Source organism: Microcoleus sp. Pol12B5 (genome assembly GCF_036701335.1).
Lineage (GTDB): Bacteria > Cyanobacteriota > Cyanobacteriia > Cyanobacteriales > Microcoleaceae > Microcoleus.
The window spans coordinates 15,307-30,481 of record NZ_JAUBQQ010000050.1 but is presented as its reverse complement, the minus strand read 5'-3'; the positions used below and the strand labels follow the sequence as shown (position 1 = coordinate 30,481).

The following is a 15,175-nucleotide window of genomic DNA, read 5'->3' as shown; positions in this document are numbered from 1 at the left end:
ATAGGCAATTTTAGCGGTTCGGGAGTTTGGTAACACAGATCCGGAGGCTCGCCCCACGCGCGAGAAGAATGCTAAACTTTCCATCGGGCGTGCCGAACAGACGATCGTACATTTGATGAACAAAATTAAAGTAATGCTGAAAAACCGCTACTTGACTGCTGCGAGTTCGATCGCCCTTCTCACAATTATTGCCGGATGCGCCGCTACTGAATCACCTCAACTTGCATCTCCCTCTCCTGTAGCTGAATCTTCCCCGCCCCCAGTTAAACCAAATCAGCCTCAGCCCTTAATAGTCTCTGTTAGCAATCCCGAAACCCCCACAAATACCAAAATTCAGCAATATCTCAACGGGTTGGCAGCCCAAGGTTTTGCAAAAGAAAACCAAGGTGTCTGGATGCAATCTGGTAATACTTTGCTAGCCAATCATCAAGGTACCGTTCCTCTGTCAGCCGCTTCTATTACCAAAGTAGCCACATCTCTGGTAGCACTGCAAGAATTCGGGCCGGAATATGAATTTATTACCTTAATTGGTACAAGTGGAAAAATTGAAAACGGCGTATTAAAAGGCGATTTAATTGTACAGGGAAACGCCGATCCCTTGTTTGTCTGGGAAGAGGCGATCGCCCTCGGTAACGCCTTAAATCAAAAAGGCATCAAGCGAGTCAGTGGCAATTTGATAATTGTCGATAAGTTTTACATGAACTTTGAACTTGATCCCCTCAAATCTGGAGAATTGCTCAAACAAGGATTGAACAGTCAAATCTGGCCCAGCGAAGCCGCCGCCCAGTATCAAACACTGCCTCCCAATACGCCAAAACCCCAAATAGCAATTGAGGGTACTGTACAAGTTTTGCCAGCATCTTCCAACGACGTGCAGCCTTTAGTCAAACATTATTCTTTGCCCCTTGCTGAACTGATCAAAAAAATGAATCAGTACAGCAACAATCTCATGGCAGATATGCTAGCTGATACTGTCGGCGGCGCCAAAACAGTCGCGCAAAAAGCAGCAGCAGCAACCGGAGTTCCCCCCGCAGAAATTCAACTCGTCAACGGTTCGGGATTGAGCGAAGAAAATCTCATTTCTCCCCGGGCTGCTTGTGCGTTGTTTATCGCTTTAGAACGCTATCTTGAACCTTACAGCATGACAGTTGCTGATGTCTTAACTTTAGTTGGGAAGGATCAAGGAATACTGGCAGAACGCGCGCTTCCCCAATTAGCAGTGGTCAAATCGGGCACGTTGGATAATGTTAGCGCTTTGGGCGGAGCTTTGCCAACTCAAAAACAAGAAACTGTGTGGTTTGTGATTATGAATGGAGGGGCAAATGTCGAGACATTTCGCACTCAGCAAGAGGTTTTGCTGAAAAGCTTTTTGAATGAGTGGGGAAGTGTTCAAGTTTCGCCGCCGGAATTAACGCCAAATCCTGCTAGAAAGAGTAAGGTATCTCGCAGCGAAATTGTTCAATAAACTGTTGTGCATTTAAATTGTATATTCCGGGCGAGTTCGCGTACCCACCCTACAAGAGAGTTTGTAGGGTGCGTCAACACAAAAATTTTAAATTTTCAGCTAAAATAATGCAAGCTGATGCACTTTACGAATACAAACTAATTTAATTAGGGGTTTTCGCCCTCGCTACCACAATGCCGATCGCACTTTCGACTCTCCTAATATATCTCTGCAAGTCGTAAGCAACTGTCACCTGCCCAGCCGGGGAAGCGTGAATTAAACCCATATTGCCGTCAGCATTACGGTAGACTAAACCCGTGTGGGTGACATCCAATCCTTTAACATCCGTCGCTACTGCTATAATATCCCCTGGTTTTAACTGAGAATAAACACTTTTTATCTGATTTGTGGGGATGTAATTAACAGTAGTTTTTGCTAAGTCTGCTTCTTGGCTGACTATGCACTGATAAGTTGCTTCGTCTTTAACCATTTGCGGATAACTGTTGCGGTGCTGACTCATGAAATTTAGTATTTTATTCATGGGCACTCCGCCTAATTCAGCGGTGATATTTTCTACTGTTTGCCGTTTTTGATTGTCATTAATCCATTCGGAAAAATAATGCAATCTGCTGCAATAACCGTTAATTTTACCGTTTAAATACCGCTGTTGTTCTATGCGATCGACAAAATTTTGATAGTCGTAATCTTGTACTGCTACGCCCCTGGCGATCGCCAAAACGGTTTCTACAAATAAAACGCAATCAAATTTATTCAAAGTTATGATCAACTTTTCTTCGCCGGATTTGTCCAGTAAACCTGCGGCGTAGGGCTTTCCTAGGAAGTTATCGGCGAGCGCCTGGACAATTTCTCCCATCGAACGATCGTGCAAATTTTGTTGTTTTGCATACTGTACAACCTTTTCAAAACGTGCTATGTCTTCAGGTTGTGCAACGGTTTCTCTCTCGGTATTATTGGAGTCCGATCGTCTCGCAAGCACTTTCAGCAATTCGGAATAGGAAATTTCCGCTAAATTGTTGAAGTCCCACAACATACTCGGAAAACTGGAAACACTTTGCTTGTTTGTTATTTCCAAATTTTCGCTTTCTCCCGTCAAGGAAAACGCTAGATCCGCCCCCTGTCCTGCTGTTTGTCCATCGACAACATATCCCGTAGCAAATTGAGACTGAAATGCCCAAACATCAGGGATCAAAGAATTATTCACGCCGACGATCGCAAATCCCAAAACAGCCAGACTCCAAAAATTTCTCATGTTTTTCAAAGGATTTTGCTTCAACTCAGTGCTATCCTGAAAATTTTACAATTACTAGAAGTCTCAATCAGCCTAGTAGACAGATAAAATTGGCAACAGCGGACTAGATCGATACACTTGTCATTTAGACGCCGCCCTATTATAAACTGATCGTGCGAGTTTGATAGCACAAAACTGTAATGCAAGTAGAACGCCGACGCCGCCCACGCCCAATTCCAGCCCGACCCCCCATCGAGCCCCTAGGCCCAATCCGGCCACGACGCCAAAGCAGCCAGCCTCCTGTCCAATCCCGTCGTCGAGTCAGGACGAAATTTTCTCGCTTAAAATACCGTAACATCCTGTGCTTAATTGCCGGGGCGATCGCGATCGGTTGGATTGTCACAATACCGTTCAGAATTCGCCGTCCCCCAGAACCGCCAGTCATCTTGGCTAAACAGGCCGTCTCGCCTCAAGAAACACTCTCGCCTCCGACAATTGAACCATCGGACAATTTAGCCGATCGTCAAAGCGAGCCTACCTTTAGCTACAACATAAAAACACCTCCCAATCCAGTTTACTCTCAAGAATTGCAAGGGATTGTTGATGAAGCGGTGAAGATTGCAACCACCAAAGGAATGCCCGCAGAACGGCTATCAATTACCTTATTTGATGTCAGCAATTCCAAAAGTCACACCTTTGCCGGATATCAAAATCAAACTCTCCGATTTCCCGCTAGTGTTGCCAAGTTATTTTGGATGGCAGCGTTTTACTCAGCCATAGAAAAAGGCATCATTACGCAAAGAGAATCTGCCTTTAAAAACGACCTAGAGCAAATGATTCGCATCTCCAACAACGATGCTGCCAGCAGACTTTTAGACAAAATCACAGATACAAAATCCGGCGGCAGGCTCGCAGGAGAAGAGTTGCAAACATGGCTGAAAAAGCGCACTCAAATTAACACATTTTTCCAGTCCGCCGGCTACAATGATCTTCGTATAAGCACCAAAAATTATCCCATATACTATTTAAGACAAGAAGGGCCAATCGGTCGCGACTTGCAATTGCGGGGCGATGCTTCTCAGCCGATTCGCAATCAAGTAACTACCGACCAAGCGGCCAGATTAATATATGAAATCTATACTAGGCAAGCCGTTTCCAGCGTCGCTAGTCGCAAAATGGCTTACTTGCTGACTAGAGACTTAGACCCCAAGGCATGGAAAAATGACCCTAGCAATTCAATAAAAGGATTTCTTGGCGAATCTTTACCAACTAATATTTATTTTGGTTCTAAAGTAGGCTATACTTCCAAATCCCGCAGCGAAGCGGCTTTTGTCAGAACTTTAGACGATCGCGCGATTTATATCTTAGTTGTTTTTGCAGACGATCCGGCTTATGCCAAGGACGAAACAACATTTCCGGCAATTTCTCGATACGTTTTCGATCGGCTAAACGCTCGTGGCCCCAGCACTTTGGAGTGATATTGAGTAGGGCCGGTTGACTGTTGACTGTTAGTCGAAAAACTGAAGGATGGCTGATATCAAATCCGGTAGCATCGGAATTATTCATCTCTCTGTTCTCTTCCTCTGTTTTCTCTGCGTCAACAGCGGTTTAATCATTCCAATGCAACCGGATTTGATATGAGTGTTGAATGTTGACTCGATTTTACAATTCCGGCGCGGTCGGAAGTGAGATTATGCACAAACAATTGTTTCTGCGAAAAATGGGTACTGCCGGCCAAAAAAAACAATTTTTTGACCACAAGTCTATGCTTTTAGGTTAGGTAAAACCCGCATAAATAAATCCGGTTTCTGATATCCTATGATACTATGTCCGGCCCATTACCCTTAATAGGGTAAGGGCGGGTTCACGAAAAATATCTGCCAATAATTGACAATCTCAAAAACCCGCCCTATTAATCACGGTCACTCTATCAGACATGATATGAGCAAGTGCTAATTAAGTTTGTCGTAATGAAGTTGTTTTTCTCTCGTCTGCCAAGCGCTAACTCTAAACGGTGAGTTTAACAATTGATTTACTGGATACAATTTAACTGGGGCGAAAGGATTCGAACCTCTGAATGGCTGGACCAAAACCAGCTGCCTTACCACTTGGCGACGCCCCAACGTCTCAACATTTAATATAGTAACACCCAGACACGGGAATCTGTCAAGCATTTTGACAATAAAATTTAAAAAATGTTTTTGGAACCGATCGCCCGCAGGTTTATTCTTTGACCGCACGGGGCCGAGCTAGCGGGATTTCAATCCTGAAATCCGCTCCCTGTCCTTGTTTCGAGATACAGTTCAAGCTTCCTCCGTGTTTTTCCACCACAATCTGGTAGCTGATAGACAAGCCTAGTCCCGTACCCTTGCCCACAGGTTTAGTGGTAAAAAAGGGGTCAAACAAATGGCATTTAGCTTTTTCGGGCAATCCGGGCCCGCTGTCTTGAATCCGAATCACCACAACTTGACCCCTCGACTTTCCTGACTCATCAGCCTCCGAGTCTGGGTTCACCACCGCCGTCGAGATTTTGATCGTCTTAGGCGGAGGCTGATTTTCCAAAGAGTCGATCGCATTCGCCAAAATATTCATAAATACTTGGTTGAGCTGTCCGGGATAACACTCTACCTTCGGCAAGTCGCCGTAGTCTTTAATTACCTCAATTCCTGGCACTAGCCCGTTTGACTTCAAGCGACTCTGCAAAATCAGCAGGGTGCTGTCAATCCCTTCGTGAATGTCCACCGGCTTCATCTCGGCTTCGTCGTGCCGCGCGAAGTTCCGCAGAGACAGGACAATTTGGCGGATGCGTTCAGTTCCCATTTCTATTGAAGAGAGAATTTTCAGCAAATCCGGCACTAGGAAATCAACATCGATTTCTTCGTTTTTGTCGAGAATTTCGGAGCAAGGCTCCGGGTAATGCTTTTGATACAAGTGCAGCAAATCCAGCAGATTTTTCATGTACTGCTTGCAATAAGTCAAGTTGCCGTAAATAAAATTAACCGGATTGTTAATTTCGTGGGCGACGCCGGCGACCATTTGACCAAGAGAGGACATTTTTTCGTTTTGGATGAGCTGAGCTTCTTTCTGCTGCAACTGCTGCAAAGTTTCCGTTAGTTGGCGGGCTTGAGTTTGGGCTGCTAAGGCTGCCGCCCGCGTTTGGGCGTAGAGTTCGGCTTGGTCGATCGCGATCGCCAGTTGATCCACCACCGCTTGCAGCAATTCCACTTCGCTCGTAGCCCAGGAACGGTGGCTGCTGTAATGGTTACAAACTACAGCACCCATTTGACCGGAGCGAGTCTTGACTGGCAGCAGCAGGTTAGAAACAATCCCGATACTGCTCAAAAAAGCTCGCGTGGGCGGTTCGATGCACAGTGCTGTTGCAGCGTCGCCGATCCGGAGCGTTTGGCGGTGGCAAATTTTCTCGGCCAGCAGGGTTACTTGTTCGATCGGGTATTCTGTGAGCCGCTCTTTCAGTTCGGGATTTGCCGCCTCGTGGGTGATTGCAAAGCTTGGCTGCCCGTCTCGCGAGATGGAGTACCACAAAAAGTAGCACTGGTCAACCTGCAACAAGCTGCGAATTTCGTTGACAGCCGTATCTAAAATTTTGTCGAGGTCGAGGGAATTCCGCATCTGGCTGGCGAGGCCGAAGAGCAAGCCTTCCCGACGGCTCAACAATTCTTCTCGGGCTGCGTGGCGATCGATCGCCACGGCGATGGCGTTAGCCATGCAACCCAGAACTTCTAGCGCTCCCTCGCTTGCCAAAGCGCTACTGTACAGAGTCATCACTCCCACCAGTCGCTCCTCCACAATCAGCGGATAGGCAATGGTGAACAGAGACGGGTTCGACAGTAGGCACACAGGAGCAGTTTGGAGTTTTTCCGCTTCTGTTCGCACCCAATCTTCTATTTCTTTTGCCCACTCTTGGCTGCTAAGTCCTGAATTGGCCTGCAATTCTAACCGCTCTGTCTGCAGGTTAAAAGTCCAGATGCTCACCCCTGTGGCGTCGAGATACTCTACCATTGCCTCGGTGCAGCGGTTGAGGATGACCGATATTTTCCCGCCTTGTCCGAGGGCTGCACCGACTTTAGCTTGCAGGGAGCCCAAGCGAGCTCGCTCTTGTAGGGACGTTGCCGTTAGTTGGCGATCGGATGTGTCGCCGGAGCCGGCAACCATTTCTCGGATTTGTTGGGTATCGTCCGCGCGCCCGATGCCCGCTGAAGCTTCCCACACATATTGAGATTTGCCTGTTTCTCCCAGCGTCGGGAGCTTTTTTGTTCCATATATTGTTGTCATGCTGCTCTGTGGCGTAGGTACCGCAGACAAGCTCGATCGGTTCGATCCCGGAACTAACTCCGAGATTTTCTGGCTGTCCGAAGTGATATCTTCTACCTCTGGCAACTGTTTCTGGGCTTTGACTAATTGCCAGCGCAGCTCCACCAAACTCGCAACTTGCCGACTCAAAGCTTGCACAGCTTCTATCGTTTCTTTTGTCAAGTCTCGCGGCACCGAGTCCATGACGGATAGCACTCCCAGCACCTGCCCATCAGAGCTGACAACTGGGATTCCGGCGTAAAATTTCACAAAGGGGTAGAAAACGATCAGCGGGTGTTCACCAAATCTCACATCTGTGGAAGCGTCTCGGACAAGGGCGGCGGGCAGTTCCTTAAAGGAATTTGCAGGGGGTTCGATCGCAAATTCGGGAGCAACTGGCGGTTGTTGCAGGGAAATTGCCCGGTCAAATTCTGAGTTTGAGTTTGATCTCTGGGCGAACTCTTCGGGAATTTGGTTGATCGCGCGAGCGCAAAAATTCAGGTAACGATCGACCAAAGTTTGATCAATACCTAACTGCGACTTCAACCAGTGGCGGTTACCGTCAATCAAGCTCAAGAAAGCAATAGGAGTTCGGCTGATCTGAGCTGCCAAACCGACCAAATTGTCCAAGCAAGCCTCGGGAGCAGAGCCGAGAAGCTGATACAAGTCAATGTTATGGAGCTTGAACACTTTTTTTACCAACAGGTAAGGGTGCTTTTATCATGTGTAACTGCCCGTTTAGTTGCTGGCAACCGCCCTTCTGAATACTTCCCTTGAAAAACAAGCTATGAATTCTGTGCTGGGAGACTCGGGGCGCAAGTTCGGCGCAGGTTGCTTGCGCCGAATTCAGACTAACCTCTTGACCGATCTGGAAACTTTTGAGTTATGGGAGTTAGAGTACCCCTAATCTAAGACTATATAAATTATACTTCCCGTTGACTATGCTTTTGAATACCTCCGGCTCTCTAAATCTAAGAGCCTCTGTTGAGAGGAAGCAGCTTTCCAAAATATAACGAGATTGCTTACCTAGAATTTTTTAATCAGTTTAATTGTATTTTAACAAACTTGTCTCATCCTGGGTAGCTGGCTTGCTGGTAGATTTAAATCAGGGGTGTGTGCCACAATACCAGTGTTCTTTAGCGAGCTGTGCCTTAGACGGTCGTTCAACTACAGTTAGGAGATGAATTACAAAAGATTGGTAAGATGTTAAACTTTGTAACAATAGTTACTCCAACTCGACCTTCTAGGGTTTCTGGGCCCGGATGCACATTTTGCAACTGTTGTAATTGCCGATCGACAACTCTCCCAATCCCTTTTTTCGAGTTTGAGGTAAAAAAACAGGGGTAAAGTTTCAACTAACGCTCCAAGGGAGTTGACAATTATTGGGTAGACGCAACGCTCAAAAAATAACTGAACGAAGTATGTTTTGTATTTTCAAGAACTATAAATAAACAGGGAGAAAAATATGTCTGCAAGTAGCAGTCAAGTACCAACTATTTTGGCAGTTGATGATAGCGTCGTGATGCAAGGACTTGTTAAACAGGCCTTAAGCAAAGAGTTTCGAGTTCTCGTAACCGACAATGCAGTGGATGCTTTGTCAACGATTTATCACGAACAAATTTCTGTTTTGTTGCTGGATGTTTCGATGCCTGGTATTGACGGATTGGAACTCTGCCGCACGGTGCGGAGCTTGCCTCAGTTTCAGAATTTGCCGATCGTAATGCTGACAGCGCGAGATGGAGCATTTGATAAGGTACAGGGGCGTTTGGCGGGAGCAACAGAGTATTTAACTAAGCCGTTTGATGCCGATAAGTTGCGCGAGGTAATTGGTAAGTTTATTAAAATCAAATAATCGGACTTAGGAAAAAAAGTCAGTTTTGAGTAATTAATCAAGTAATTTGAGTAATTAATGAACTAAAAAGTTGCGATCGCGCTCTGTGATCCTCGACTTCTTTAACAAGTCGAGGGGCGGGGCATTCTGCACTATTTGCGAGGTAAGTCCTAAATTTTTAATTTAGCCAGGAGTAGAGGAGCGATCGCACTGACAGGTAAAACATATTGGGCGGCACCAAGGGCGATCGCCTCCTTGGGCATTCCGAAGACAATGCAGCTAGCCTCGTCTTGGGCGATTGTCAACCCCCCTTCTCTGGCGATAGCCAACATTCCGTCAGCACCATCTCTACCCATTCCTGTCAGTAAAACCCCTGCTGCTGCCCGACTATAAAAATTAGCTACCGACTTAAATGTCACCGTTACAGAAGGGCAGTGTCCCGCAGCATGAGCAGCTTCTGAATAAATAAATCGCCCTTGAGAATCCAATTCTAAATGACGTTTTTCTGGCGGAAAATAAACAGTTCCTGCTTGTGGCAATTCCCCAAAAGAAGCTATCTTAACAGGCAGTTTCGATTCATTACCCAGCCAATCAACTAATCCTTGCAAAAAACCTTCACTGATGTGCTGAACACAAATTATAGGCATTGGAAAACTAGCCGGAAGTTTAGAAATAATCGCGTACAGCGCTTGTGGTCCCCCCGTAGAAGCCCCTATAGCCAATACTTTAATAGTTGAAGATTTAACATTTTCGTTGGAAAATTTGTAATTAGGAACTGGTGCTTGGTTAATTTTTAAAATTTGATTATTATCTTCTAGTGGCATCTTTTTTTGATGCCGTGTAAATACTTTAACTCCTGAGAGGATTTTTACCTTAGCTATTAATTGATTTGCTAGGCGATCGTAGTCAGATATCAACCCGCCAATCGGTTTCGGAAAAACATCCAATGCACCAGCCTTTAACACTTGAAATACATTCTGAGTATCATTCGCTTGCACTGAAGCACTAATTACTAAAATTGGTAACGGATATTTCTTCATTACTTCTTCCGTAAATTCTAACCCGTCCATTGGTGCCATGTTCAAATCCGTACAGATTACTTGGGGCTGAACTTTGGGAATTAATTCTAGTCCTTCTAATCCGTTGCAAGCAGTTCCTACAACTTGGATGTCTGGCGAGGACTCAAAAATGCGTTTGAGGACGATCGTAACGACTGGAGAATCTTCAACTAACAATAGTTTAATGGGCGATAACATCAGTTTGCTGGGGAATGGGGAATGGGAAATGGGGCTGTTTCGGGGCAACCACGGGGGGATTGCCCCTACGGAAAATCAGGCTTTTGTAGGAGCGGTGCTAAGAATGCCAGCCCCCACCCACAGATGATTTCATGGGCATTTCAGGCATAGGGGCTCTTCACGAGGGTTTGCCCCTACAAGAAAATGAAACCCCCCTGGGGAATAGGGCACTTGTGCTACCCTTCGACTTACTTCCCTTCGGCGAAGCTTAGCGGGCAAGGCGCGCAGGGCGAGTGGCTAAGCTCAGCACGAGTCGCTCAGTAACCGCGTAGTCAAAGTATTGGGCATTGGGCATCGATGCACTGGTAATGGTGCACGGGACACTGGATATTAAACCTTGCTAATTGGTAGTAAATAACAAATGCCTCCTAACCAAGGAGTAATGACTAATGACTAAACTAACCTTTTTAGTGTCTCTACCAGCACATCTTGATTGAAAGTACCTTTAGGAATATAAGCATTTGCCCCCGCATCAGCCCCTCTTTTTTTATCTTCATCCGATGCCAAAGATGTCACTAAAATTATCGGCAACTCACTGTATTCTTTTTGCTCCCGAATCTTAATAGTCAGGGCCAAACCGTCTAAATTTGGCATTTGTATGTCAGAAATCACAGCATCAAAATCGCGAGTTTTTAATTTATGGAAAGCATCCAATCCGTCTACCGCAGTCACAACTTCGTAACCCGCACCTTCCAGGATGCGTTTTTCTTGAGTGCGCGTGGCGATCGAGTCTTCTGCTAATAGTATAACTTGTTTTCTGCTGGCTGTCTCAAGTTGCGATCGCGCACCAGAAACCCCACGGGACGAAACTTGCTGGCGTACAGATTTTATCAAATCGTGGGGATTGAGTACCATACAAACTTCCCCAGTACCGAGAATTGTGGCACCCGAAACATTTCGCACCCGTTTCAGCAATAGACTTTGAGGTTTCATAACCACATCCTGTTCATCTATCAAAGCATCTACAAATAATCCCAATCTTTCCTCCCCAACTTTCAAAACAATACAAGGCATTTTTGAAGAGCTTGAATTTCGGAAGTGGTTTTGATTTTTTATCGAAATTTCGCTCCCGGTTTCCTGTCTCAGATACCGATTTTTTTGCCACCCTTTTCTATTGTTTAATGCTAGTAAATCTGTCAGATGAGCAACTGACAGAGGCTGACCCTTTGAAAGTATAGTTTCCTTACCTTCTATAGCAAATATCTCAGACTGAGACACCAGTTGTGCCGTGTCTACAAACTCGACTGGCAGACCATAAGGAATGTCTTCAACTGTGACAATTAATACATTTGCTGTAGCTAAAGACGTGCTGATTTGCAGCTTCAAAGTGCATCCTTTTCCCGGTAAAGACTCTACTTGAATACTACCTTTTAGGGCTTCAACATTAGTGCGAACTACATCTAAACCCACCCCGCGCCCCGATACTTCGGTAACAAATTTTTTGGTCGAAAAACCAGGAGTAAAAATTAAAGATTGTACTTGATTTTCGGTCATTTCTGCCAGTTGTTCAAGCGTACAAATATTACGTTTTACAGCAGTTTGTTTAATGCTCTCTAGATTTAGTCCCCGACCATCATCAGCAACTTCAATAATAATATTGCTAGCAATATTATAGCCTTTAATTCGGAGAGTTGCCACGGGAGGTTTACCTAGTTTTTTCCGCTCCTCAACAGTTTCAATACCGTGGTCGATCGCATTTCTAATCATGTGCATTAAAGGGTCTTTCATTTCTTCTAAAATGCGTTTGTCTGCTGTAGTTTCGCCTCCTTCAATCACTAATGCAACTTCTTTACCTTCCCGTTTTGCTAAATCTCGAACAGTTCGAGGAAATAAATTAAAAATAGTAGACAAAGGCAGAAGTCTCAGAGTGCGAATTCCTGATTCTAATGCCTCAGTGATTAATTCGAGTCTAGCAGTATCTTCATAAACTCGATTTCTCAAGCGGTTGACTAAAGTTCCGAGACGTTCTAAACGTTCTTCTGTACGTTGATAGTAATCCTGCAATTGGCTAAATTTACCGCTGGCTTTGATACCGTTTTCATCTATTTGCATCCGATCAACAGTCAAGCTCGTTACAAAATATTCTCGGCTCCACTCTTCCCACAAAGTTGTAATTTGTTCGATATCTGCAACTCGGTGTCCTAGCCGAGTTTTTGTGACAGTAAGTTCCCCTGCTTGAGTCATTAAATCGTCTAAATTTTGAGTAGCAACGCGAATGGTTTCAATGCGGTAAGATGAGGTTGAGGATGCAGTAACTGCCGACTGCGAAGCCGACTCAGTGGCGGGTCCAGAAGGTGCAGGCAAGTTTTGAGCTTCCAGTAGAAATTCTGGGTTGGATTGTAGGGGTAAAAAAGAGAAATTTTTCTCTAAGTTAAGAACTTCAGAAGTTTCAACATTTGTTTCTAGTTCTTTGGTAGAAGGCTCAGTAAATTGCGCTTCTACCAAGGGTTGTTCTGGTACTTGTGAAGATGAGGGATCTACTATTGAGGCAGCAGCCTGTGGCTGTGGCTGACTAGAAGCACCCATCATGCTAGCGAGGATGTAAAAAGTATTAACGCCGGAATCTTCGCCGGTAACGGCTTCGTTAACGAGTTTCCGCATGGCGTCTAAACCTTGTAAAAGTCGATCGCTAATATCCGAATTCAGTTGAGCTTCTCCCCGTTTGACAGCTCCCAAAATATGCTCCATTTGATGAGCTAAAGATGCTACATTTTTTACTCCCAGCATCCCAGCATCACCTTTAAGAGAATGGGTTTCCCGCAACAATTGTTCTAACTTAGCTAAATCGCTCGGATATTGTTCTAAGTACAGCAATCCGTCGTCTAGTTTCTGTAAGTGTTCTTGACTAGCGACTTTAAATACATCTCGAAGTTCTTGATCTTCAATCATCATATATGTTATTGAGTAATAGGTAATTGAGCATGGCTCATGGGTAATTGCTAATGATAATTATGTTGAATACTCAGTCGATTGCTAAGGACTAATGACTAATGACTACACTACTTCTTTAAGATTAAATGCAGCTTCTGTGAGTTGTTGAGTACCAATTTTAACTTGAGTAATGCCGCTGACTGTTTGAGACGCGGATTCCTTCATAGAACTCATGGCATCACCTACTTGCTGAATTGCTATCGCCTGCTGTTTAACATTAAATGAAATTTGCTGGTTGCTAGCAAACACCAGATTGCAAGCTTCCCTCACACCCGTAAAAGCTTCTGCCGTATCTTGTGCTGTTTTCACCCCTTCTGCAACCGTTTTGCGACTATCTTCAGTTGCTTTCACCGTGGAGTCGATCGCGCCCTTAATTTCTGGAACAATACCATTAATCTTTTGTGCTGCTTGTTGGCTTTCATCTGCTAACTTACGAATTTCGCTTGCTACCACCGCAAAACCTTTACCGTACTCGCCGGCTCTGACTGCTTCAACAGCGGCGTTGAGAGCCAGCATATTAGTTTGGCTGGCTAAATCGCTAACCAAACTTGCGAGAGTCGATATATTGCCAATCTGACTCGTGCTGTCGTCGAGTCGATGATTTTGCTTAGAAATTGCCACCACAGCTTCTCTAAGATTCAGCATTTGATTGAGAGTTTGATCTACCTTTTTAGTACCTTCTTCGGCTAGATTTAAAGCTTGGCGAGCGGCAATGGCAACAGACTCAGCTTGCTCGGCTGTCTGCTGAGAAGATCTGCCCAAATTTTCTAGAGTTATAGTTGTTTGATTGACCGAAACAAATTGCCTATCTGCTATTTGTTCTTGCCTATTCATATTAGATTCTATTTGCATTGAAAATGAGGATATTTGGTAAATCAGCCCCCGAATGAGAGCAACAATCTGTTTGAGAAAAAACCAGCCAAATCCCAGCACCACAGCCAGGGAAACAATAGCAATCAACGCTGCTATTTTTTGAAGCGAATCGATGGAATAAAATAGCAATTTTTTGGGTGAACTATCCACTACCACTAAAAATTTATTAGTATTTTGTTTGCTGGGAAAAACTGTATTATAGCTAATCACTAGATCCCTATTATCAATATTTCCCTGACCACCTGAGAGTATTTTAGCAACAAGGTCTCCTGAATAATCATTTTTGACATTTTCCTTGGTTTTGAGTTCAAATCCCCATGCTTTTTTAGGATTGGGATGAGCCAGATAATACCCATCTTGATTTAAGATAAAAGATTGGTCTGATAGTTCAGGATTGAAATTTTTAACCATATCGAGCAGAGTGCTACCCAGAGCATTAGTAATCACAAAGCCTTGTCTTTCTCCTTTGGGATTAAAAATTGGAGTGGCATAGCGAATTGTTGGCTTGTAAGGAATTTCTATTTTCCCCCTTTCCTTATTCAGATTTAAGGAAGACACATAGACTTCTCCTGATTTTAGCTTCATAGTTGCCGAGAAGTAATCTGTGTCTGCTTTATTTTGTAGTTGAGAATCTGGAATAACTTTGATATTGATGCCGTCAGAATCTACGCGCACGATCTCCTTACCGCTGTTATCTATATAACGCAATTGCATATAATATGGCTTGGCTTCCATCAGGGATAAAAATGTGAGTTGCATTCTATAAACCCAATCTTTATAAGTTGAATTAGTTTGTTTGTCTAATCCATTTCCTTCTCTAGCTCTAATCATTCCCTGAACTGGGGGAGTTTTGCGGAGAAACAAAATATCTGCTCTCAGATTTTCTAATTTGTTAGTCATTTGATTGGCGGTGGAATTAACACTGTCACTAAGGGTTATTAATGCTAAATTTTGCAGTGCTTCTGTTGAAGAAGAAATTCCATACCAACCAACAATAGATACGGGAATCAAGGTACTTAAAATTAGGAGTAGCAACAGTCGATGCTGCATTTTTTGGAAAAAATTGTTAATCATTAGTTACTGGGAATCGGTTACTGGTAACTTGTAAGCTCGCATAGTCTAAGTAGAGAGAACTGGAAAATTGTATGATCGGGTAGCCGAAGTATTGGGAAGTGGGAAGTGGTAGTAAAGAAAAAATAACAACCCCCTAATAATAACTCACAACTCACTACACTGCTGAT

General features: G+C 44.4%; 8 protein-coding genes and 1 tRNA gene. 3 read left to right on the top strand and 6 right to left on the bottom strand.

Annotated elements, in window-relative coordinates; all coding sequences use genetic code 11:
• Positions 1 to 115: 115 nt before the first annotated feature.
• Positions 116 to 1,465 carry a D-alanyl-D-alanine carboxypeptidase gene (locus QUA24_RS19315; RefSeq protein WP_333231355.1) on the top strand — a complete coding sequence of 450 codons (1,350 nt, stop codon included), beginning with the start codon at positions 116 to 118 and terminating at the stop codon, positions 1,463 to 1,465.
• Positions 1,466 to 1,607: 142 nt separating this feature from the next.
• Here the strand turns inward: QUA24_RS19315 and QUA24_RS19310 are convergent, their stop codons facing one another.
• Positions 1,608 to 2,714: an N-acetylmuramoyl-L-alanine amidase-like domain-containing protein gene (locus QUA24_RS19310; protein WP_333231354.1), complete on the bottom strand. Its 1,107-nt coding sequence runs from the start codon at positions 2,712 to 2,714 to the stop codon at positions 1,608 to 1,610.
• A gap of 179 nt (positions 2,715 to 2,893) precedes the next feature.
• On the opposite strand from QUA24_RS19310, the gene QUA24_RS19305 reads away from it, so the two are divergent.
• Positions 2,894 to 4,171, top strand: coding sequence for a serine hydrolase (locus QUA24_RS19305; RefSeq protein ID WP_333231353.1), 1,278 nt, complete (start codon positions 2,894 to 2,896; stop codon positions 4,169 to 4,171).
• 572 nt (positions 4,172 to 4,743) lie between these two features.
• Here the strand turns inward: QUA24_RS19305 and QUA24_RS19300 are convergent.
• Positions 4,744 to 4,815, bottom strand: a tRNA-Gln gene (locus QUA24_RS19300).
• A gap of 101 nt (positions 4,816 to 4,916) precedes the next feature.
• Positions 4,917 to 7,694 (bottom strand): GAF domain-containing protein, encoded by a 2,778-nt coding sequence (locus QUA24_RS19295; protein ID WP_333231351.1) that lies wholly within the window; start codon positions 7,692 to 7,694, stop codon positions 4,917 to 4,919.
• A gap of 775 nt (positions 7,695 to 8,469) precedes the next feature.
• Between QUA24_RS19295 and QUA24_RS19290 the strand changes: the two genes are divergently transcribed.
• Positions 8,470 to 8,856 (top strand): response regulator, encoded by a 387-nt coding sequence (locus QUA24_RS19290; RefSeq protein WP_015175702.1) that lies wholly within the window; start codon positions 8,470 to 8,472, stop codon positions 8,854 to 8,856.
• Between the two features lie 149 nt (positions 8,857 to 9,005).
• Here the strand turns inward: QUA24_RS19290 and cheB are convergent, their stop codons facing one another.
• The 3 genes from cheB to QUA24_RS19275 form a co-directional block, all read right to left on the bottom strand.
• The gene (cheB, locus tag QUA24_RS19285) at positions 9,006 to 10,091 is read right to left on the bottom strand and encodes a chemotaxis-specific protein-glutamate methyltransferase CheB (RefSeq protein WP_333231349.1); all 1,086 of its coding nucleotides are present in this window, start codon (positions 10,089 to 10,091) and stop codon (positions 9,006 to 9,008) included.
• A gap of 432 nt (positions 10,092 to 10,523) precedes the next feature.
• Positions 10,524 to 13,019 carry a hybrid sensor histidine kinase/response regulator gene (locus QUA24_RS19280; protein WP_333231372.1) on the bottom strand — a complete coding sequence of 832 codons (2,496 nt, stop codon included), beginning with the start codon at positions 13,017 to 13,019 and terminating at the stop codon, positions 10,524 to 10,526.
• Between the two features lie 105 nt (positions 13,020 to 13,124).
• Positions 13,125 to 15,008, bottom strand: a complete 1,884-nt coding sequence (locus QUA24_RS19275) for a methyl-accepting chemotaxis protein (RefSeq protein ID WP_333231347.1) — start codon at positions 15,006 to 15,008, stop codon at positions 13,125 to 13,127.
• Between the last annotated feature and the right edge of the window lie 167 nt (positions 15,009 to 15,175).